The sequence below is a fragment of the Stenotrophomonas sp. FW305-3-2-15-E-LB1 genome, from assembly GCF_058787375.1.
The window spans coordinates 215,704-235,665 of record NZ_JBYSZR010000002.1 but is presented as its reverse complement, the minus strand read 5'-3'; the positions used below and the strand labels follow the sequence as shown (position 1 = coordinate 235,665).

Genomic DNA, 19,962 nt, shown 5'->3' with positions numbered 1-19,962 from the left:
CGCACCAGCGTACCTAGGTACCCGTGCCCGGCTGCGGATGTTTTGCTAATCTCGCTTGAACATGCCAACCCTGCTGATCGCCGACGACCATCCCTTGTTCCGCGCCGCACTGCATCGCGCGGCGGAAGAGGCCGTCGCCGATCTGCAGATCAGCGAGGCAGACTCGCTGGACAGCGTGCTGGAGACCCTCGAACGCCAGTCGATCGACCTGATGCTGCTGGACCTGCACATGCCGGGCAACCACGGCCTGGCCGGGCTGGCCACCATCCGCGCCCTGCAACCGGGGCTGGCCATCATCATCGTCTCGGCCAACGAAGAACCGCAGGTGATCCGCCGTGCCATCGATCTGGGTGCGGCCGGTTACCTGCCCAAGAGTTCGGGGTTGAGCGAGCTGCAGCTGGCCCTGCAATCCGTGCTGGAAGGCGAACGCTGGATCCCCGCGATCCTGCGCGAGCCGGTCTCGCGGGTCGCGCCCTTCAGCAAGGATGCGGACCTGGCCGCGCGCCTGGCCAGCCTGTCCGCGCACCAGTACAAGGTGCTGGGGCTGGTGGCGGAGGGGCTGCTCAACAAGCAGATCGCCGACCGGCTGGGCGTGCAGCTGCGCACGGTGAAGGCGCACATGACCCGCATCATGGAACGGCTGGGCGTGCGCAACCGCGCCCAGGCCATCCGTGTACTCCACGAGATGGGCCTGAGCGACCCCTCACGGCAGATCGAAGGCGCGCAGGACGCCTGATTCCTCAGGCGGGCAGGGTGCCCGGAGCTGCCAGCAGGTGGTTGATCGCCCAGCGCAGCGCCAATGGCTTGAACGGCTTGTTCAACAGCGATAGCCCGGCGCCGCGCACGGCGTCGCGCGTGTCGCCGCCGGTGTCGGCACTGAGAATCACCGTCGGTCGTGGCCCATGACGCGCCACCAGACGGTGCCAGAGCGCTACGCCGGTGTCGCCGTCATCGAGGTGGTAGTCGAACAGCCACAGCGCAGCGTCCTCCGCAGATGTACCCACCGAACCGGCGTCGGCCACCGCAACCACGTCACAGCCCCAGGCCAGCAGCATCTGCCGCATCGCTTCCAGCGCGTCGGCATCGTTGTCGACCACCAGCACGCGCAGGCCCTTGATGGTGCTGCTGCCGCCGGCCGCCGGCAGGGTGCGTGGCGCCACCGGCGGCGCTGCCCGCACCACGCTGATCGAGAACGCCGAGCCTCGTCCCGGCACGCTGCGCAACTGCAGTGGCGCATGCAGCAGGCCGGCAATGCGATGGGCGATGGTCAGGCCCAGGCCGAGGCCTTGGCCGTTGCTGCGGTCGAGGCGGTGGAATTCTTCGAACACCACGGCCTGCTGCTCGGGCGCGATGCCTGGGCCACTGTCGTGCACGCCGATCAACAGCCGGTCGCCCTGACGGCGCACGCCCAGCAGCACGCCGCCATTGCGCGTGTAGCGGATGGCATTGGCCAGGAAATTCTGCAGCACCCGGCGCAGCAGCAGCGGATCGCTGTGCACCCAGGCACGGGTGCCGACGTAACCGAAGTGCAGGCCGCGCGCCGCCGCCAGTACCGCAAACTCCTGCGCCAGCGGATCGAGCACGCTGGACAGCGCGAAGGGCCGCGGGTCGGCCACCAGGCCGCCGGCTTCCAGCCGCGAAATATCCAGCAGCCCCGAGAGCAGGTCGTCGGTGGAATCCAGCGCGCCACGGATCTGGCGCAGGAAGCTGTCGAGGAACTCCGATTCGATGTGCTGTGACATCGCATCGGTCAGCAGCTGGGCCGCATGCAGTGGTTGGATCAGGTCGTGGCCGACCGCTGTCAGGAAGCGGGTCTTGGCCACGTTGGCCCGCTCGGCCTGGTGTACCGCCTGTTCCAGGCGCGCGGTGCGGTCCTGCACGCGCCGCTCCAGCGTTTCATTGCTGCGCTTCAGTGCATCTTCGGCGCGGCGGAACGCGGTGACATCGGTGAAGGTGGCCACGTAGCCACCGCCGGGCATCGGGTTGCCACGGATTTCGACGATGGTGTTGTCCGGGAAAATGCGTTCGGACAGATGCGGGGTGCCTCGGCGCATATGCACCACGCGGCGCTGCAGGGCCTTGTCCGGGCTGTCGCCGGGTACATGGCCGATGCGCAGCTGGCCCAGCGCCCACGCAGTGAGGTTGGCCACCGGCTGGCCAACCTGCAGCAGCTCGGGCGGGAACTTGAAGAGCGCGGCGTAACGGCTGTTCCAGGCCACCAGCTGCAGCTGTGCATCCACCACGCTGATGCCCTGGCTCATGTTCTCCAGCGCCGCTTCCAGCAGGCGCTGGTTGAAGCGCAGCACCTGGGTGGCTTCGCCCACGGCGCGGGTAACCGCATCCAGCGGGGCCGCGCCGCCGTCACGTGCGGCCTCCACCAGCAGGCGCGCCATGCCCGCACCGACCACGGCCGTCAGTTCACGCTCGATGGCGGTGACCCGTTCGTCATCCAGCACCTGCCCGGCGTGGCCATCCATCAGCTGCCGTGCGCGCTCCGGGCCGAGGAAGCGCACCGCGGTCTTGCGCAGGGAGACGGCGGCCACCGCATCGCGCTGGCGTGGCAGCGGCGGGCGCACCGCGCGTGCCACCAGCAGCACCGCCAGCAGGTTGGCCGCCAGGCTGGCACCCATGCTGATTGCGATATGCCCCGGCTGCAGCCGCATCGACAGCAATGCCAGCCAATGCACGCCGTCCGTGCCCGCACCGTGCGGCACGGCCGGGACGATCATCGGCAACAGCACCAGCCACAGCCACACCAGCGAACCCACCACGATGCCGGCAATGATCGCCGGTGAAGGCGTGCGTGGCCGGTACACCGCCAGCAGCACCGCCGGTGCCAGCTGCGAGAGCGCAGTGAAGGACATCAGGCCGAAGTCGCTGAGCGCCTCGGTATCGCTCATCGCGCGGCTGTACAGCCAGGCCATCAGGAATACTGCGATGATGCCGGCGCGACGGAAGGCCAGCACGCGGGGGCGCAGGTCACCCGCGGACAGGCCACCATCGATGCCGCCCAGCAGGCGCGTACCCACGCCATGGTTGCCCAGCATGATTGACAGGGTCAGGCCGGACAGGATCATCATGCCGGTGGCCGCGCTCAGGCTGCCCAGGTAGGCCACCAGGCCCAGCAGGTGGTGGCCGCCGGCCAGCGGCAGGGCCAGCACGTACAGGTCCGGCGACACGGAAGCCGGCAGCTGCGAGGCACCGTACAGCGCCATCGGCACCGACGGCAGGCCGATCAGCAGCAGGTACACCGGGAACAGCCAGCGCGCTGTCTTCAGGTCCGATGGCTGGCGCAGCTCGACCACGCCCACATGGAACTGATGGGGCAGGGTGAAGGCGGAAATCGCGCCCAGCGCCACCATGGTCAGGTAGTCAGGCACCACCGCCGGCGGTGGCAGCGTGGCCATCTCTTCCAACAGCGGCGCGCCGGCCTGCTGCACCGACAGCCCGGCATACAGGCCGATGGCCAGCAGGGCCACCAGCTTCAACACCGATTCCAGGCCCAGCGCCACCACGATGCCGCGATTGTGTTCGGTGGCCGATGCCTTGCGCGCACCGAACAGCAGGGTGAACGCTGCCATCGTCAGTGCGAACCAGAACGACATGTCCAGCTGCCAGCCGGCCGGGGTGAAGCGGTCGCCGAGCAGCGCGCCCAGGCCTTGGCTGACGGCCTTCAACTGCAGGGCGATGTAGGGAATGATGCCGAACAGCGCAACCACGGTAATGGTGATGCCCAGGCCCTGGTCGGCCCGCAGGCGTGCCACCACAAGGTCGGCAATGGTGGCGCTGTTGTGCTGCTTGGCCAGGCGCCCCAGCCGGCCCAGGAAAGGCAGGCCGAAGGCGAAGATCAGTGCCATGCCCACCAGCGTCGGTGGAATCGGGAAGCCCCATTGCACGCCCTGCGAGGCCGCACCGTAATAGGTCCAGGCCGTGCAGTGCACCGCCAGCGACAGCGCGTAGATGGCCGGCCACACGCGCGCAAGCCGGTGCCCCTGGCGTTCGCCCCAGAGGGCCACGCCAAACAGCAGAACGGTCCACGCAATACAGGCGAACAGGACGATGGAAGGCGTCAACATCGCTCCAGTGTAGAGAGAACCGCCGTCAGCGTGCAGCGGGGCAGGGTCCGGTCAGCCGGCCAGCACCACCAGCGCGAGCTGCTCGGCCACCAGTGCCACCTCGCCATCGGGCAGTCGTTCAACGGTCTTGCGCTGGGTCAGCAGCCACTGCCCGGGTCCGCGCGGTTCCAGCGTAACGAGCTGCGATCGCACCCGCACCTCGCTGCCACTGGGCACCGGCGCCAGGAAGCGCACCTTGTTCAAGCCGTAATTCAGCACGTGGGCGATGCCTGCAAAGCCGGTCAGCGCGGCCACATCGTCGTCCACGGTCATCGATAACAGCAGGAAGCCGTGGGCGATGGTCTGCCCGCCCGGTAACTGCGCCTGTGCCCGCGCCGGATCGACATGGATCCAGTTGTGGTCGCCCGTGGCCTCAGCGAAGGCATCGATGCGTGCCTGCGAGATGCGCGTGGGCGCACCCAGTCGCTCGCCGGCCGCCCAGTGCTGGAGAGGGCGCAGGGCGGCCGGCAGCGCTTCAGCGGCGTCCGTCATGCTCACCGCACGGCCGCCAGCAGGCCGAGGATCGCGCCGCGCGCCTCCGGCTCGGACAGCATGGGTGCGTGGCCCACATCGGGCACTTCCACCAGGCGGGCGCTGGGCGAGGTCGCAGCCATCTGCCGCGCCACGTCGGCCGGCAGGATGTCCGAAAGCGCACCACGCACCACCAGCACAGGTGCCCGTGCGGTCAGCTTGCGCACCGCACGCCACAGCACCGGGCGCAGCAGCCACAGCACCCACGGCCGCGTGGTGCGGATGATCGCCGGGTCGTAGTCCAGCTCCATCAGTCCATCGCTGCGGTGGCGGAAAGTGCGCAGCGCCATCGCCCGCCAGTCTTCCTGGGTGTAGCGCGGGAATGCGGCCTGGCCGATGCTGCCCATATAGGCCGCCGCCTGCTGCAGGTCCATCGGCGGCACCGGCTTGCCCGCGTACTTGCCGATGCGCGCCAGCGCTTCGCGCGGTACCCGCGGGCCGGCATCGTTGAGGACCGCGGCGGCCACCAGATCCGGCGCGCGCGAGGCTACGGTAAGGGTGACCAGCACGCCCAGCGACGTGCCCACGAACACCGCCCTGGCGATGCTCTGCGAGCGCAGCAGCGCGACCATGTCATCGGCGTAGGTGCGAGCGTTGTAGCTGGTCGGGTCATGCGCGCGTTCCGAACCGGCACGTCCACGCAGGTCGACCGCGATCACCCGCCAGCCCTCATCGGTCAGCGTCTGGGCGAGGGCATCGAAATCGGCGGCATTGCGGGTCAGGCCCGGGATGCAGACCACCGTACCGCGAGGCGCGAGTCCCACGGCCGGTGCATGGTCGCGCGCGTGCAGGCGCAGGCCGTCATCGCTGTTCCAGTAGAGATCGTCGTAAGACTGCGTCATGCAGAAGCTTCCTAGAAATCGTAACGGGCGCTGAGACTATACTGGCGTGGCGCACCGTAGAACCCGATCAGCGTGCCCACCGCTGGGATGTTGTAGCCGGTGGTGCGGTATTCCTTGTCGGCCAGGTTGGTGCCCTGCAGCGAGAGCGTCCAGGTGTCATCCACGCGCCAGACCACGCCGGCATTCACCAGCCCGTAGCCGCCCTGGCGGATCACCGGGCTCAGGTCGGTGGTCGGCCACACTTCGCTCTGGTAGCTGTAGCTCACCCGCGCGGACAGGTTGCCGCCGTTGGCCAGGTCGGTGCGGTACTCCACGTTCAATGCACCCGAATATTCCGGCGCATTGGTGAACTTCATCTGTTTGGCCACGTTGACGCCGCGGTCCATGTACTCGTCGTACTTCGCGTCCAGCCAGGCCAGGTTGCCCGAGATCAGCCAGTGCTGGGTCGGCAGGTACTGGTACTCGATCTCCAGGCCGTTCACCGTGCCCTTGCCGGCATTGGTGAAGTCACCGAAGAAGGAATCGTCGATGCCGTCGCCGTTGGTGTCGATGCCGGTGAACACCGAGAGCTGGATGTCCTTGTATTTGTTGTGGAACGCCGACAGGTTCAGGAACAGGCGCTGGTCGAGGAAGGCCATCTTGCTGCCGATTTCGAAGCTGTCGACGGTCTCGTCATCGAACGGTTCGGCCGAGCGCGGCACCGCCACCGCATTGGCGCGGATGTTGTAGCCGCCCGATTTGAAGCCGCGCGTGGCCAGCCCGTACACCATGATGTCCGGGGTGATCTGGTAATCCAGCGAGACCTTGGGCGAGACGTTGCTGAAATTGGTCTTCTTGTCGAAGTCCGCAGTCACCGCCACCGGCCGGACAAAGCCGGGATCGGCGTACAGGCGGTTCAGCACGATCGCGCGCTTGTCCTCATCGGTGTAGCGGGCGCCGACGTCCAGCTTCAGCTTGCTGGTGAGGTCGAAGGTCCAATCCGCATAGAGCGCGATGCTGTCGGTGAGCACCTTGCCCTGGTTGTCGGCGAACTGCGCACTGAAGTAGTTGTTCTGGATCTGGCCGCCGGCCTCGCCCTTGAACTGGTACAGGCCCACCACGCCACGCACGCGGCCGCCGGCATCGTAGTTCAGTTGCAGCTCGTTGCTCACCTGGTTGTCGTCGTAGGTGCCACTGACGTCGGCCAGCTTCACCGGGGTGGTATCGAAATCGACGTTGCCCTGGCTGTCCGATTCGCGCTTTGCGATCACGTACTTCAGCGCGACGTCCTCGTTCGGCCGCCAGTTCACCGTGGCCGAAGCGCCCTTGCTCTCCACGTTGTTGAGATTGCGCATGCCCGAGCGGATGTCATAGCGGCTGCCCATCGGCGGGTAACCGGGCAGGAACGGGTTCGGCGCCAGCATCTTCGAACCACGCATGCCCGAGGTATCGTCGGTGTAGTCCAGCGCGAACTGCACGTCGAAGTCATCACCGGCATAGGCGCCCAGGTTGAAGCGCGCCGCCTTGATCTGCTTGTCGCTTACCGGCTGGCCGTTGAGCGTGTTCTCGCCGAAGCCATCGTTGTTCAGGCTGGCCACCGCCACGCGGGCGCGCAGGCCGCTGTCGGCGCCACCGATCGGGCCGCCGATGGCGGCCTTGGCATCCAGCTGGCTGTAGTTGCCCACTGTGATCTGCGCAAAGCCCTCGGTTTCGGTAGGCAGGCCGCGCGAGATGTACTTGATGGCACCGCCGATGGTGTTCTTGCCGTACAGCGTGCCCTGCGGGCCGCGCAGCACTTCGATGCGGGAGACATCGAACACGTCCAGCAGGGCACCCTGCGGTCGCGCGATGTAGACGTCATCCAGGTAGATGCCCACGCCCGGGTCGGAACCCCAGGTGGGATCGGACTGGCCGACGCCGCGGATATACGCGGTGACCGTGCTGCTGGCGCCGCGCGCCGCATAGATCGTCATGTTCGGCACCTGGGGGCCGAGCGCGCTGATGTCCTGCACGTTCAACTTGTCCAGCGCCTCGGAGGTGAACGCCGTGACGGCCACCGGCACTTCCTGCAGGGTTTCCTCACGCTTGCGCGCGGTCACCATGATGCTGTCCAGGTTGGTGGCCGAGGCGGCCTTGCCGGCCGTCGATGCGGGCTGCGGCGCGTCCTGTGCCAGCACCGGCCCGGAGGCCAGCAGCACGCCGATCATCAGGCTCAAGCAATTCCGTTTCATTCATTCCCCCCCAGAGGGCATGTCCATTGCAGATGGCCCATTGCCACCCATGGCCCCAAGGCTAGCCGCGCCCCGGTGCCGGGCGCGAGTGGACCTAGGTCCAGTCGGCACGGCCGTGCAGATGCGGATACTGGCCCCATCCCCACACGACGGTGCCGTATGGCACCGCCTCCCGGTACCACTTCATCCACGACTCACGCATGAGGATCTGGGCATGAACTCTGGAATCGATTCGATCAGGACGTTGCTGCTGGGGGTGTGCACCTGGCTGGCGATGAGCGCCACGGCGTCCGCGGCAGACACCCCGGGGCATTGGGATTTCGGCCTGTACGGCAACGCGTATGGTGCCCGCGAGTACCAGGTCTGGGTGCCCGCCAACTACCAGCCCAGCCAGCCGTTGCCCTTGCTGCTGGTGCTGCACGGCTGCGTGACCGGCCCGAACCTGATGGGTGAGGCGTCCGGCTTCAACGATGTGGCCGACACCGAGGGTTTCATCGTGGTGTACCCGCGGCAGAACGTCACCGCCAACCCCACGCGTTGCTGGAACTGGCAGCTGCCGGTGAACCAGGCGCGCGGCAGCGGTGAAGCCTCCATCCTGGCCGGCATCGTGGATGAAGTGAAAGCGGACTATGCGGTCGATCCGCACCGGGTCTACGTCACCGGCATTTCTGCCGGCGGGGCGATGACCTCGATCATGCTGGCGTGCTACTCGGATGTGTTCGCCGCCGGCGCCATCCATTCCGGGGGCATGTACAAGGGCGCCACCACGATTTCCGGCAGTGCGTATGCGCTGCTGGCCGGCAGCATCTATTCGCCGGACAGCAACGGCCGACTGGCGTGGCAGTGCTCGGGTTCGGCGAAGCCCCGGCCGCTGCCGGTGCTGGTGTTCCATGGCACGGCCGATTCCACGGTCAACCCGATCAATGGCCAGCAGGCCGTGCGCCAGTTCCTGCAGACCAACGACCTGGCCGACGACGGCGTGGACAACGACTCGGTGAAGTACGTGCCGACCAGCACCTACCACGGCCAGGTGCCGGGCGGCCGCGCGTACACGGTGGACACCTACGCCTACAACGGCAGGATCCTGGCCCAGCATTACGTGGTGCAGGGCATGGGCCACGCCTGGAGCGGCAGCCAATCCGGCCTGCCGTTCACCGACCCGCAGGGGCCGGACGCCACCCTGATCACCTGGCTGTTCCTCAAGGACAACCAGCGCTGACCAGTCGGCTTGGGGGACCATCGCCAGTGCGGCGGCAACATGTTTCCGCACTGGCGCATGGTTTTGGTAGCGGTCGAGCTTGCTCGACCAGGGCCTCCGAACCGGCATCTCCGTGCTAGCCTCCGCGTCGGGAACGCACGCCTGACAGGGGGAGGGCATGGATATCCGTACCGCGCATCTGGCAGTCGCGCTCATCGCCTTGGCGGTCCCGCTGACATCCTCCGCCCACAGCGGCGGACTGGACAAGAACGGCTGCCACACCAATCGCAAGACCGGTGACTACCACTGCCATCGCGGCGCACCCATCGCGCCGCGCAGCATCGAGCCACCCCGCAACAATCTGGCCCCTGGGCCTGCAGGCACAAACCGCCCGTTTGCCAACTGTGCCGAAGCGCGCGCCGCAGGCGCCGCCCCCGTGCGCCGGGGCGAACCGGGCTACGGCCCACACCTGGACCGCGACAACGATGGGGTAGGGTGCGAGCCCTATCGGGGCCGCAGATAGGGCCCGCTCAGCGCGCCCGCTCCAGTTCCTTCATCCTCGCCTTGCTGCGGTCCAGCCACAGCGCGTTGTGGCTGCGGGCATGGCGCGACCAGTGCCGGGCATCGTCCAGGATGCTGGCGAACAGGCCGTGGCTCCGCTCGCGGTCCGCAGCATCAGGCTGGGTCAGCAGCCACTCCGCGTACACACAGCGTGCTTCGGCATCGTTGCCGCACTCCACGGCGCGCTCGAAGGCGGCCCGGGCGCCAGGCGAACGGGCACCAGCCAGCGCCTGCGCATACAGCAGGGTCTGCTCGGGCTTGCGGCGAACGTCCGGATGGCGGGCAAACAGACCTTCCAGCGTCTCCACCGCAAGCGCGGCCTGCCCGGATTCAAAACGCGCGCGGGCAAGGCCCGTCAGGATGTACGGGTCATCCCCCAGCGGCGAGCTGGCGGCCAGTTCAAGCAGTTCCCGGGCCTCCTCGGCCTGGCCCGCGCCCAGCAGCTGCATGCCCAGGCGCACGCGATTCTGCACAGTCGGCGTGCGGGAGAGTTCGGCCCGCGCATTGCGCAGGTCCTTGCCTGGGTCGATGAACTGCTTCGCAGAACTGACCACCTGGCGCGCGCCGCGCGAATGGCGGATTTCCGGCAGGTAGATCGCCAGGCCGTAGACCACGCTGCCCAGCAGCGGGAAGGAGAACAGCAGCAGGAGCCAGTACAGGCTCTGGCCTGAGCGGATGGCGTGTACCGCGAAATAGATCGCGGCGATGAAGTGGAGTCCTATTCCAAGGTAGGGCATGGTGCGCCAGCAGTTCCGTCTGAGGGAGGGAACTATACGGGATCGCACCGTCCGCCTTCTCTCGATGACATGGATCAGGCTATCCCTACATTACGGCAAGCGCTTTTCCTATGCCGCGGCACGTAGCGATCTGCTCAACAGGGCGGCAGCACAGTCACTCATCAACCCCCAGAAAAACACTCTCCTCCAGCGGTATACGCACCTCCACGCACGCCCCACCCTCCGGCGCCTCCCCCAGCACCAGCACGCCCCGCAGCAACCGCGTCCGCTCCTCCATCGTGATCACCCCCAGGCCGGGCCCGCGCGAGCGCCGTGCCTGCCGGGGCAACCCAACGCCGTCATCGCAGATGCGCAGTACCGCCAGATGCGCGTCGGTGCTGAATGAAATCGTGGCCGACTCCGCCTGGGCATGACGCACCACGTTATGCAGCGCTTCCTGGGCGATGCGGAACAGATTGATCTTCTGCTCCCGCGTCAGGTCGTCCTCGGTTTCGGCACAGCCGACAAAGGTCACCCGTGGCGGCCCGGAGTGCGATTGGCACAGGCTCTCCAATGCAGAGGCGAGGGTGCTGAAATGCAGGATGCTGGGATGCAGATCGTGCGAGATCTGCCGCACGCGCTCGGAAACATCGGTCAGTTTCCACTGCAACACCGAAAGGCTGTCCTGGTACGGCCCCGGCAACTGCCGCCTGACGCTGCTCAGCTGGATGGACACGGCAGCGATGGACTGGTTGATGTCATCGTGCAGATCGCGGGCAATGCGCGTGCGTTCTTCCTCCTGCACCTTGATGAGTTGCCCGGCCATCACCGCCATGCGCGCATCGGCCTCTTCCAGCGTGGCGCGCAGATGCCGCCATTGCTCGGAAATCACCACCATCATCAGCAGGCCCATCACCGCCACCAGTGCGCCGATCTGGATGACGGTCACTGCCGTGCTGCCTTCCCATGGCGTGGTGGTCTCACCTTCTGCGAAATTCACCTGCAGGCAGCCCAGCGTGAGCATCAGCAGCGACAGGAACGCGGTGCCCGCACCGCACAGGAACAGCACCACCAGCAAGGTGCACAGCAGGCTGACCACCAGCAGCGTGTGCGCAAGGGCGGCACTGGAACTGAGATTGGCCCACGCGGTGGCCGCCAGCGCGATGAAGATGGCCAGCGGCGCAACCTGGCTCAGCGACAGCCGGGGGCCGGCACCCGCGCCGCGATGCGTGAGGCCGACGTGGATTGGAACGAACAGCAGGAAGCCCAGCGCCTGCGCGAGGAAGTTGGAATGCCAGTAGGTCTGCCATGGCGGCAGGCCCAGCGCGCCGCCCACCATCCAGTACAGCGTGGCGATCAGCAGCGGCAGCACCAGCCCGCAACACACCACGAAGCGCAGCACCCATGCCGAGCTCTGCAGTGGGTTGGCGCCGCGTGCGGGCAGGGCAAGGTAGCGGGCAGCGGGGAGCAGCAGCAGGCAGTAGGCGATGTGCAGCGGCAGGTACGCGGGAAACGCGACGTCCGTCGCAATCTGCGCCGATATGCCACCGACCCAGACGGCACTGGACCAGACGATGGCGCGCGTGCCATGGGTGGACAGCAGGACGCACAGGAACATTGCACCCAGCAGGCAGAGGCCTTGCGGGCTGGAGGAGGCATGCCAGACGTCCATCGTGGCCAGCTGCCCAAGCGCGGCGGACACGGCAATCAGCACGGCCGGCAGCAGCACGGCCGACCCGGGGTCTGCCTTGCCTTGGGTCAGCGCACCAGCGTCCAGGCGTGGGGGAGCGGGGGAGGCCGGACGCACAGGGTCGATGAACTCGCTCATGGAGTCCGGTTGTGTTGGACCGCCGATGATGTTAAGACACCATTCAAGCTGCGCTATCCATTTCCCGACATCTACAGGTGTTGCAGATGGAAACCTGTGCCTCAGTCTCACGTTTCAGCGCCTTTACGCTGAGTGGTTTTGATCCAGAGATATTGCGGGGCGTGGTCCAGCACAGCTGTTTCGACCAGCGCCTGCTGGCCGGCGGCGGTTTCACCGCGCGGGTGGAGCGGTTGAGCCTGCAGCGGTGCAGCCTGGATTGCGGCGTGTACTCGCTGCCGGTCCTTGCGCGTGGGGAATTCGATCGCGATGTGATGACGATCGCGATGGCCGTCAGTTGCGATCAGCCACTCTGGGCCAGCGGCCACGTGGTCGAGCGCGGCCGCCTGATGGTGTTTGCCGAGCAGTACGCCGTGGATGTCTCCATTCCTGCGCACTGGCGCTGGTGCGTGCTGCGCATCGAGCGCGAACTGCTGATGCGCACGGCCCAGCAACGCCTGGGCGTCGAACCACGGTTGCCACGGATCGGCTGGCAGTTGCTGGCACCGCCAACCCAGCGCTGCCTGATGCTGTGCGAGCGCATTCTTTCCGTCCTCGACAGTGCATCCCGCTGGGACGAAACGGCGCAGCAGTCCGCCTTTGCCACGGTCGAACAGTACCTGATCGATGCCTTCGTCGACGCCGTGGTGGAGTGCACGGCCGAGCCCTTCCACGTCAACGAGCTGTTGCAGCGCCGCCTGCGTGCGCTGGCCCAGGCCGAGCGGATGATGGAGGAGGGCCTGGCCGAGGGCATGAAACTGGAGGCGCTGTGCAGTGGACTGGATACACAACCCCGGCAGCTTGAGCGGCTGTTCAAGCAGGTCCATGGCATGGGCCCGTGCCGCTGGTACAAGCTGGCGCGGTTGAATGAAGCGCGCCGCCGGCTGGCCACTGGCGCGCCTGCCGACGGTGTCACCGGCGTGGCCATGGAGCTGGGCTTCAGCCACCTGGGGCGCTTCTCCGCTGACTACCGGCATCTGTTCGAGGAGTCGCCCGTGGAGACGCTGGCCGCGGCCAGGGCACGCCGGGCAGGGGCTAAGTAAATCTACCGAAGCAGGCGCCTGCAGCCGGCGAACTGACACCTCCTTCACGAGTTGGCACCAATGATCGAGCACGAATGGCGCGCCCGCGTAACGCGGAACGGAAGCTCTGTGCGGAGCCACGATGTCCAGCCCCCAAGCGCAAACGCGGATACTTGTTGCGGACGACCACGTGCTCGTCGCCGAAGGAGTGGAGAGCCTGTTGCGTACAGCAGGCCACCCGGTGGTGCGCGTCGATTCCGCTGAGCGGTTGCTGCAGCAGGTGCAGTCCGGCAGCTTCGCACTGGTCATCTCCGATATCAGCATGCAGCACGCGAACGGCCTGGATGCGATGCGCCAGTTGTACGCCACGGGCCTGCAGGTGCCTTTCATCTTCCTCACCATGCACGCCGATCCGTGGCTGGCCAGGGATGCGCTGCGCGCAGGTGCGATGGGCTACGTGCTGAAATCCGCGGCCGGCGAAGAACTGCTGCGCGCGGTGGAGGACGTGATCAACGGCCGCCATTACGTGAGCCCGGCGCTGGCGGCACCGGTGATCGCAGGCGGGTCGTGCCGCACGCCACCGCTCACCGACAAGCAGCGGCAGATTCTCGGCCAGGTCGCGCTGGGCCTGCGCTCAAAGCAGATCGCCTATTCGCTGGGCATCTCGGTGCGCACGGTGGAATCGCACAAGTATGCGTTGATGCAGGCCTTCGGCGTGCACGGCACCATCGAGCTGGTGCGCCGCGCACACGAGCTTGGGCTGGTGGAAAGCGCGACGCGTCACTTTTAGTGATGGCCAGCGCAGAAGACGCGGCATAACCGGTAGAAGTACTGAGGCGCAGCGAAGGGGAATGGGCCACTATGCGCCCACTGACCTTGCCAGCCGGTGGAGCGTTTGCCATGTCTTCCTCCCACCTGATCAAGATGACACGCACCCAGCTCACCGCCATGGTGGTCGGCGGAATGATCGGTGCGGGCATCTTCTCCCTTCCACGCACGTTTGCCGGCGCCACCGGGCCACTGGGTGCGGTGGTGGCCTGGCTTATCGCCGGCCTCGGCATGTACACGCTGGCGCGCGTGTTCCAGCTGCTGGCCGAACGCAAGCCCGACCTCGATGCGGGCGTGTTTGCCTACGCCAAGGAAGGGTTCGGCGACTATCCCGGCTTCCTCTCGGCGTTTGGCTACTGGATCGGCAGCTGCATCGGCAACGTGTCCTACTGGGTGCTGATCAAGTCCACGCTCGGTGCCTTCTTCCCGGTGTTCGGCGATGGCAATACCGTGGTGGCCATCCTGGTCGCGTCGATCGGCATCTGGCTGTTCCATTTCATGATCCTGCGCGGCGTGCAGCAGGCAGCGGCCATCAACAAGATCGTGACCATTGCCAAGGTCATTCCTATCCTGGTCTTCCTGGCCATCATGGTCTTCGCGTTCCGTACGGAGATGTTCACTCTCAACTTCTACGGCGGTGACCTGGAGGGCGGCATCTTCGCCCAGGTCCGCGCGACCATGCTGGTGACCGTGTTCGTGTTCCTCGGCATCGAGGGGGCCAGCGTCTATTCGCGCTATGCCAAGGACCGACGCGATGTCGGCTCGGCGACCATCACGGGCTTCCTGGTGGTGACCACGCTGATGGTGCTGGTGACCCTGCTGCCGTATGCGGTGGTGCCCCGTGCAGACATCGCCGCGATGCGCCAGCCGTCGATGGCCGCGCTGCTGGAGGCGGTGGTCGGGCAATGGGGCGCGATCTTCGTCAGCGTCGGCCTGCTGGTATCGGTACTGGGCGCCTATCTCACCTGGTCACTGATCTGCGCCGAAGTGCTGTCCGCGGCCGCGCGCACCCGGGACATGCCCAAGGTGTTCGCCCGCGAGAACGCCAACGGCGTGCCCTCGGCGGCCCTGTGGGCCACCAACATCATCATCCAGCTGATCGTCATCAGCACCTACTGGTCGCGCGATGCCTTCAGCCTGATGCTGAACCTGACCAGCGCGATGTCGCTGATTCCGTTCTTCCTGGTGGCCGCCTACGGGCTGCAGCTGACGCGCAAAGGGGAAACCTATGACGTCTGGCCGCAGGACAGGGGGCGCGACCTGTTCCTCTGCGTGGCTGCCACCATCTACACCGCCTTCCTGCTCTGGGCCGGCGGCATCAAGTACATCGTGCTTTCGGCCGTGCTGTATGCGCCGGGCAGCCTGCTGTATCTGTGGGCGCGGCGCGAGCAGGGGCAGAAATTCATCGCCCGGCCCTCCGACGCCGCGATCCTGGTGCTTGCCATCATCGCCGCCCTCGTGGGCGTCTACTGGATCGCGACCGGGTACATCGAGATCTGAGCGCAGCCGGAGAGGGGTGCACGATGAACCCGGCGCAGACACGGCAGCTTTCCCGGCTGGAGCTGACCGCCCTGGTGGTCGGCTCGATGATCGGCTCAGGCATGTTCGCGCTGCCTGCGGCCTTTGCGCTGCGCACCGGCGGCCAGGGGGCGATGATCGCCTGGGCCATCGCCGGCAGCGGCATGCTGATGCTCGCGCTGGTGTTCCAATCGCTGTCGCGGCTGAAGCCGGAGCTGGATTCGGGCATCTACGCCTATGCGCGGGCCGGCTTCGGGCCCTATGCCGGCTTTCTCTCGGCGGTGGGCTACTGGCTGGGCTGCTGCCTGGCCGACGTGGCCTGCCTCATCCTCATCAAGGCCACCCTCGGTCACTTCTTTCCGGCGTTTGGGGATGGCACCACCGTGCTGGCGATTGCGTCCGCCTCGCTGCTGCTGTGGGGTTTCCACTTCCTCATCCTGCGCGGCATCAAGGAAGCGGCGCTGATCAATACCGTCGCCACCGTGGCCAAGCTGGTGCCGCTGGGGGTGTTCGTCTTCTTCCTGCTGCTGCACTTCCAGCCGGATGTCTTCATCGCCAACCTGGCCGGCGGCAGTGACGGTGCTCCCGAGCCGCTGTGGCAGCAGGTGCGCGGCACGCTGCTGGTGACCGTGTTCGTGTTCGTTGGCATCGAAGGGGCAAGTGTCTATTCGCGCCATGCGCGCCGCCGCGAGGACGTGGGCATTGCCACGGTCGCTGGGTTCCTGGGTGTGCTGAGCCTGCTGGTGATGGTCACGTTGCTGTCCTACGGCATCCTGCCGCGTGCCGAACTGGCGGCGCTGCGCACCCCGTCCGTTGCCGGCGTGATGGAAGCCATGGTCGGGCGCTGGGGCGTGCTGTTCATCAGCGTGGGGCTGCTGGTGTCGGTGCTGGGCAACTACCTGTCGTGGTCGCTGCTGGCGGCCGAGGTGCTGCATTCGGCCGCGAGCCACGATGCGATGCCGGGGCAGCTGGCGGGCGAGAACGCACGCGGCGTGCCCTCCGCCGCCCTGTGGCTGACCAATGGCGTGATCCAGCTGTTCCTGCTGGTCAGCTGGTTCGCCGAGTACGCCTTTACCCTGGCCCTGATGATGACCAGCGCCATGACCCTGGTGCCGTACCTGCTGGTGGGCGCCTACCAGTTGAAGCTGTCGCTGGGCGGCGAGGGTGCCTCCATGCGCTGGGTGGCGGCGCTGGCCACGCTGTACGCCGCGGCGATGCTGCTGGCCGGTGGCACCCGCTACCTGCTGCTGTCCAGCCTGCTGTACGTGCCCGGCTCGCTGATGTACTGGGCGTGGCAGCGTGGCCGCGGCGCAAGGCTGCAGCGCGGCGAACGGTTCACCCTGGCCCTGCTCACGGTGATGGCGCTGATCGGCCTGGCCGCGCTGGCAAGCGGGCACCTGCGGCTGTGAAGGCACGTTCCCTGAAAAAGGGAGCCGTCCGGCACGCGGGGAGGGGAGGTCCGGGCCGGACGGCCTGATCGATTGCCACACCAAAGCAGACCCTAGGGGGGAGGGGCCTTCGAAGTACGCGCCAGGCGCTCGGTGATGGCCAGCACCAGGGCAGACACCAGCAGCAGGCCGTGGATGACCGCCATCATCCGCAGCAGTTCCGGCTCGACGTGCTTGCCTTCTTCCAGCTTCATGAAGGTACGCAGCAGGGCAATGGCCGAAATCGCGATGATCGAGCCCATCAGCTTCATCTTCATCGCCGCGAAATCGACCGTGCCCATCCACGACGGGCGCCGCTCCTCGCCCGAATCGATGCGCGCGACGAAGTTCTCGTAGCCGGCCAGGGTGACGATCAGCAGCAGGTTTGCCACCAGTGACAGGTCGATCAGGCTGAGGGTGAGCAGCACCGCGTCAACCGGCGAGAGCTGGGGCAGGGCCAGCAGACCCTCCGCCAGCTCGCGCAGGAACACCACCAGCAGCAGCACCAGGGCCACCACCAGGCCGAAGTAGAACGGCGCCATGATCCAGCGCGCATCGAACAGGCTGCGCGATACGCCGCGGGCCAGCAGGCTGCGCAGGCGGGACATCAGCTGGCCGGCTCGCCGATGTAGTCCGCCGGCCGATCACTGACGTCCGGCCCGTTGTCCTGGCTCACATCGGTCGCACGATCACTGCGGGTGGTACTGCGCATCTCGCGCCGCGCGTCACGCAGGCCGGTGGCATCCAGCGGGCGGATGCGCATGATGCGGCACTGCTGCGCCATGGGCATGCTGGCCGTGCGTGGGATGACGCTGTCCCAGCGGGCGCTGACGATGCCGAACGAGTTGGTCATCTGCACGGTGTGGGCAAAGGACAGGCCCGTACAGCGCCCGCGCAGCTGCAGCAGGTAGCCGCGGCTCTGTGTGGTCCACACTGCAAGCGCGCGGTCACCGAGCGGCGTCCACTGGGTCTGGCGCACGAAGCGGGTGAGCCGGAACGAGGGCACTGGGTCGCCCGCATGCTCGAAGTAGAGCGCGATGCGCTCGTTGGTGGTCATCGTGGGGGTGGTGCTGCAGCTGGATGCCAGCGCCAGAGCTAGGGCGGACAACAGGACGGTACGCATGGCGACCTCTCCTTTCAGGCGGGCTTATCGGCTGACGCGGGTGGTTACGCCATCGCTGGAGACGCGGACGCGATCACCGACCCGGTAGTCGGCGGCATTGCCATCCTGCGCGACGGCAACGGTGCGACCGTTTTCCAGCTGTACGGTGATTTCCACGCCATTGCGCGCGCCGCGCGCCAGTGCATTGCCGGCCGCACCGCCCGCAGCGGCACCGACGATCGCACCGACGGCATTCGCGCGCCGGCCACCGCCGATGGTGCTGCCGGCAATGCCGCCCACGGCGGCGCCGGTGACGGTCGCCACACCACGTGAATCGTTCTGGATCTGCACGTCACGGATGGACTGGATCGTGCCCCATTCGACGGTCTGCGCGCGGCCCACCTCGGACCGGTTGAACGTGCTGGGGGTGGTGTGGGTGGCACAGGCGCCAATCAGCAGGGACGACGCCAGCAGCGCCGATGCGGCGCTCACGTTTCGCAAGCTCATGATGCTTCTCCAGCAGGGAGTGAGGGAACTATCGATTGCCAGCCGAGCATCCCTGGCATGCAGGGAGCCTTCCTCGCTGCGTGCGATTGGCGCAGCGCTACCTCAGGTCCAACGATACTGAAATACGCGCACGAACGCGCCGCCAGCGGGGTAGGTATTTCTACTGTTTTCTACCTAAAACAAGCCATTTCCCGCATTCCGGCGACTAGGATGCGATCACCCCTTTCGTTGATGCGGAGTCTTCCATGTCCAGCGCACCGGTGTATGGCGTCCACTCTGAAGTGGGTGTTCTCAGGAAGGTGATGGTGTGTTCACCGGGCCTGGCACACATGCGGCTGACGCCGCGCAACAAAGACGACCTGTTGTTCGATGACGTGATCTGGGTGGACAACGCCAAGCGCGACCATTTCGATTTCATGTCCAAGATGCGCGACCGCGGCGTGGACGTGGTCGAGATGCACAACCTGCTGGCCGAGACCCTGGAGATCGACGAGGCACGCAACTGGATCCTCGACCACCAGATCAATGCCAACGAGGTGGGCCTGGAGTTCATGGCCGAGGTGCGCGCCTACCTGCAGGAGCTGCCGCCACGGCGCCTGGCCGAGACGCTGATCGGCGGCCTGAGCGTGCTCGACCTGCCCGAGGACTTCGCCGGCCCGACCCTGCAGGCCATGCGCGCCATGCCCGAGCTGGTGGGCTACCTGCTGCCACCATTGCCCAACACCCTGTACACCCGGGATACCACCTGCTGGATCTACCAGGGCGTGACCCTCAATCCGCTGTACTGGCCGGCACGCCACGAGGAAACCATCCTGACCACGGCGATCTACCGGTTCCATCCGGATTTCGCCAAGGCGGACTTCCCCATATGGTTCGGCGACCCCACCGTCGACCATGGCAATGCCACCCTGGAAGGGGGCGACGTACTCATCGCCGGCAACGGCATCGTCCTGATCGGCATGAGCGAGCGAACCTCGCGCACCGCCATCACCCAGCTGGCACAGTCGCTGTTCCGCAACGGCGCGGCCACCCGGATCATCGTCGCAGTGATGCCCAAGCTGCGCTCGGCCATGCACCTGGATACGGTGTTCACCTTCGCCGACCGCGACGTGGTGACCGTGTTCCCCGGCATCGTCGACCAGATCCATCCGGTTTCGCTGTACCCCAGCGACAAGGAACCCGGCTTCGAGATCGTGTTCGAGAAGCGCCACTTCAATGACGTGGTGGCCGAGGCGCTGGGCTTCCAGAAGCTGCGGATCGTCGAGTCCGGCGGCGACCGCTACGCCGCCGAACGCTCGCAGTGGGACAGCGGCAACAACCTGGTGGCGGTCTCGCCCGGCGTGGTGGTGGCCTACGACCGCAGCACCGCTACCAATACGGGCCTGCGCAAGGAAGGCATCGAGGTGATCAGCATCGTCGGCGCCGAGCTCGGCCGTGGCCGCGGTGGTGGGCACTGCATGACCTGCCCGCTGATCCGCGACCCGGTGCAGTTCTAGGCCGGCCGGGCCCTGCCTGGCTTTC

Annotated in this window: 17 protein-coding genes; 8 read left to right on the top strand and 9 right to left on the bottom strand. The window is 66.8% G+C overall.

All coding sequences use genetic code 11. The features are described from left to right. Window positions 1-61: 61 nt before the first annotated feature. Window positions 62-736, top strand: a complete 675-nt coding sequence (locus tag AC3WL7_RS02760; RefSeq protein ID WP_108746730.1) for a response regulator transcription factor — start codon at window positions 62-64, stop codon at window positions 734-736. Window positions 737-740: 4 nt separating this feature from the next. Here the strand turns inward: AC3WL7_RS02760 and AC3WL7_RS02755 are convergent, their stop codons facing one another. From AC3WL7_RS02755 to AC3WL7_RS02740, 4 genes are read right to left on the bottom strand one after another with little or no spacing between them, the layout of a single operon-like run. After that, window positions 741-4,076 carry a hybrid sensor histidine kinase/response regulator gene (locus AC3WL7_RS02755; protein WP_492749226.1) on the bottom strand — a complete coding sequence of 1,112 codons (3,336 nt, stop codon included), beginning with the start codon at window positions 4,074-4,076 and terminating at the stop codon, window positions 741-743. 51 nt (window positions 4,077-4,127) lie between these two features. Continuing rightward, window positions 4,128-4,607 carry a MaoC family dehydratase gene (locus tag AC3WL7_RS02750; protein WP_492749225.1) on the bottom strand — a complete coding sequence of 160 codons (480 nt, stop codon included), beginning with the start codon at window positions 4,605-4,607 and terminating at the stop codon, window positions 4,128-4,130. A 2-nt stretch (window positions 4,608-4,609) separates the two neighbouring features. Continuing rightward, window positions 4,610-5,488, bottom strand: coding sequence for an alpha/beta fold hydrolase (locus AC3WL7_RS02745; protein WP_108759916.1), 879 nt, complete (start codon window positions 5,486-5,488; stop codon window positions 4,610-4,612). An 11-nt stretch (window positions 5,489-5,499) separates the two neighbouring features. Further along, on the bottom strand, window positions 5,500-7,674 hold the full coding sequence (locus tag AC3WL7_RS02740) for a TonB-dependent receptor (RefSeq protein WP_492749315.1): 2,175 nt from the start codon (window positions 7,672-7,674) through the stop codon (window positions 5,500-5,502). Window positions 7,675-7,912: 238 nt separating this feature from the next. On the opposite strand from AC3WL7_RS02740, the gene AC3WL7_RS02735 reads away from it, so the two are divergent. Continuing rightward, window positions 7,913-8,917, top strand: a complete 1,005-nt coding sequence (locus AC3WL7_RS02735) for an extracellular catalytic domain type 1 short-chain-length polyhydroxyalkanoate depolymerase (RefSeq protein WP_492749224.1) — start codon at window positions 7,913-7,915, stop codon at window positions 8,915-8,917. Window positions 8,918-9,074: 157 nt separating this feature from the next. Further along, window positions 9,075-9,419: an excalibur calcium-binding domain-containing protein gene (locus AC3WL7_RS02730; RefSeq protein ID WP_492749223.1), complete on the top strand. Its 345-nt coding sequence runs from the start codon at window positions 9,075-9,077 to the stop codon at window positions 9,417-9,419. A 7-nt stretch (window positions 9,420-9,426) separates the two neighbouring features. Here AC3WL7_RS02730 and AC3WL7_RS02725 read toward each other — a convergent pair whose 3' ends face one another. Further along, complete coding sequence (locus AC3WL7_RS02725; protein ID WP_492749222.1) at window positions 9,427-10,194, bottom strand: hypothetical protein; 768 nt, start codon at window positions 10,192-10,194, stop codon at window positions 9,427-9,429. Between the two features lie 154 nt (window positions 10,195-10,348). Beyond that, window positions 10,349-12,001, bottom strand: a complete 1,653-nt coding sequence (locus AC3WL7_RS02720; protein WP_492749221.1) for a sensor histidine kinase — start codon at window positions 11,999-12,001, stop codon at window positions 10,349-10,351. 161 nt (window positions 12,002-12,162) lie between these two features. Between AC3WL7_RS02720 and AC3WL7_RS02715 the strand changes: the two genes are divergently transcribed. The 4 genes from AC3WL7_RS02715 (at window position 12,163) to AC3WL7_RS02700 (ending at window position 16,814) form a co-directional block, all read left to right on the top strand. Continuing rightward, a complete protein-coding gene (locus AC3WL7_RS02715) occupies window positions 12,163-13,080 on the top strand; it encodes an AraC family transcriptional regulator (protein ID WP_492749220.1) in 918 nt (305 codons plus the stop codon). A 121-nt stretch (window positions 13,081-13,201) separates the two neighbouring features. Next, window positions 13,202-13,849, top strand: a complete 648-nt coding sequence (locus AC3WL7_RS02710) for a response regulator transcription factor (protein WP_200731669.1) — start codon at window positions 13,202-13,204, stop codon at window positions 13,847-13,849. 110 nt (window positions 13,850-13,959) lie between these two features. Beyond that, window positions 13,960-15,387 (top strand): basic amino acid/polyamine antiporter, encoded by a 1,428-nt coding sequence (locus AC3WL7_RS02705; RefSeq protein ID WP_200731668.1) that lies wholly within the window; start codon window positions 13,960-13,962, stop codon window positions 15,385-15,387. Window positions 15,388-15,410: 23 nt separating this feature from the next. Beyond that, window positions 15,411-16,814, top strand: coding sequence for a basic amino acid/polyamine antiporter (locus AC3WL7_RS02700; protein ID WP_492749219.1), 1,404 nt, complete (start codon window positions 15,411-15,413; stop codon window positions 16,812-16,814). A gap of 92 nt (window positions 16,815-16,906) precedes the next feature. Here the strand turns inward: AC3WL7_RS02700 and AC3WL7_RS02695 are convergent, their stop codons facing one another. Genes AC3WL7_RS02695 through AC3WL7_RS02685 form a run of 3 tightly spaced genes read right to left on the bottom strand, consistent with a single transcriptional unit; the run spans window position 16,907 to window position 18,441 of the window. Beyond that, window positions 16,907-17,440: a YqhA family protein gene (locus AC3WL7_RS02695; protein WP_079221934.1), complete on the bottom strand. Its 534-nt coding sequence runs from the start codon at window positions 17,438-17,440 to the stop codon at window positions 16,907-16,909. Next, entirely contained in the window at window positions 17,440-17,955 is a 516-nt protein-coding gene (locus tag AC3WL7_RS02690) for a DUF6491 family protein (protein ID WP_079221933.1), read from the bottom strand. Before AC3WL7_RS02690 ends, AC3WL7_RS02695 begins: the two co-directional genes overlap by 1 nt. 24 nt (window positions 17,956-17,979) lie before the next feature. Then, window positions 17,980-18,441, bottom strand: a complete 462-nt coding sequence (locus tag AC3WL7_RS02685; RefSeq protein ID WP_492749218.1) for an outer membrane lipoprotein — start codon at window positions 18,439-18,441, stop codon at window positions 17,980-17,982. A 245-nt stretch (window positions 18,442-18,686) separates the two neighbouring features. On the opposite strand from AC3WL7_RS02685, the gene arcA reads away from it, so the two are divergent. Then, complete coding sequence (arcA, locus tag AC3WL7_RS02680; RefSeq protein ID WP_492749217.1) at window positions 18,687-19,937, top strand: arginine deiminase; 1,251 nt, start codon at window positions 18,687-18,689, stop codon at window positions 19,935-19,937. Window positions 19,938-19,962 lie beyond the last annotated feature (25 nt).

What these genes read in the sequence shown, in the direction of transcription:
- AC3WL7_RS02695 (WP_079221934.1), bottom strand. Translation starts at nt 17,440, where the DNA reads ATGTCCCGCCTGCGCAGCCTGCTGGCCCGCGGCGTATCGCGCAGCCTG.
- AC3WL7_RS02755 (WP_492749226.1), bottom strand. Translation starts at nt 4,076, where the DNA reads ATGTTGACGCCTTCCATCGTCCTGTTCGCCTGTATTGCGTGGACCGTT.
- AC3WL7_RS02730 (WP_492749223.1), top strand. Translation starts at nt 9,075, where the DNA reads ATGGATATCCGTACCGCGCATCTGGCAGTCGCGCTCATCGCCTTGGCG.
- arcA (WP_492749217.1), top strand. Translation starts at nt 18,687, where the DNA reads ATGTCCAGCGCACCGGTGTATGGCGTCCACTCTGAAGTGGGTGTTCTC.
- AC3WL7_RS02740 (WP_492749315.1), bottom strand. Translation starts at nt 7,674, where the DNA reads ATGATCGGCGTGCTGCTGGCCTCCGGGCCGGTGCTGGCACAGGACGCG.
- AC3WL7_RS02690 (WP_079221933.1), bottom strand. Translation starts at nt 17,955, where the DNA reads ATGCGTACCGTCCTGTTGTCCGCCCTAGCTCTGGCGCTGGCATCCAGC.
- AC3WL7_RS02720 (WP_492749221.1), bottom strand. Translation starts at nt 12,001, where the DNA reads ATGAGCGAGTTCATCGACCCTGTGCGTCCGGCCTCCCCCGCTCCCCCA.
- AC3WL7_RS02750 (WP_492749225.1), bottom strand. Translation starts at nt 4,607, where the DNA reads ATGACGGACGCCGCTGAAGCGCTGCCGGCCGCCCTGCGCCCTCTCCAG.
- AC3WL7_RS02745 (WP_108759916.1), bottom strand. Translation starts at nt 5,488, where the DNA reads ATGACGCAGTCTTACGACGATCTCTACTGGAACAGCGATGACGGCCTG.
- AC3WL7_RS02685 (WP_492749218.1), bottom strand. Translation starts at nt 18,441, where the DNA reads ATGAGCTTGCGAAACGTGAGCGCCGCATCGGCGCTGCTGGCGTCGTCC.
- AC3WL7_RS02705 (WP_200731668.1), top strand. Translation starts at nt 13,960, where the DNA reads ATGTCTTCCTCCCACCTGATCAAGATGACACGCACCCAGCTCACCGCC.
- AC3WL7_RS02725 (WP_492749222.1), bottom strand. Translation starts at nt 10,194, where the DNA reads ATGCCCTACCTTGGAATAGGACTCCACTTCATCGCCGCGATCTATTTC.
- AC3WL7_RS02710 (WP_200731669.1), top strand. Translation starts at nt 13,202, where the DNA reads ATGTCCAGCCCCCAAGCGCAAACGCGGATACTTGTTGCGGACGACCAC.
- AC3WL7_RS02735 (WP_492749224.1), top strand. Translation starts at nt 7,913, where the DNA reads ATGAACTCTGGAATCGATTCGATCAGGACGTTGCTGCTGGGGGTGTGC.
- AC3WL7_RS02760 (WP_108746730.1), top strand. Translation starts at nt 62, where the DNA reads ATGCCAACCCTGCTGATCGCCGACGACCATCCCTTGTTCCGCGCCGCA.
- AC3WL7_RS02700 (WP_492749219.1), top strand. Translation starts at nt 15,411, where the DNA reads ATGAACCCGGCGCAGACACGGCAGCTTTCCCGGCTGGAGCTGACCGCC.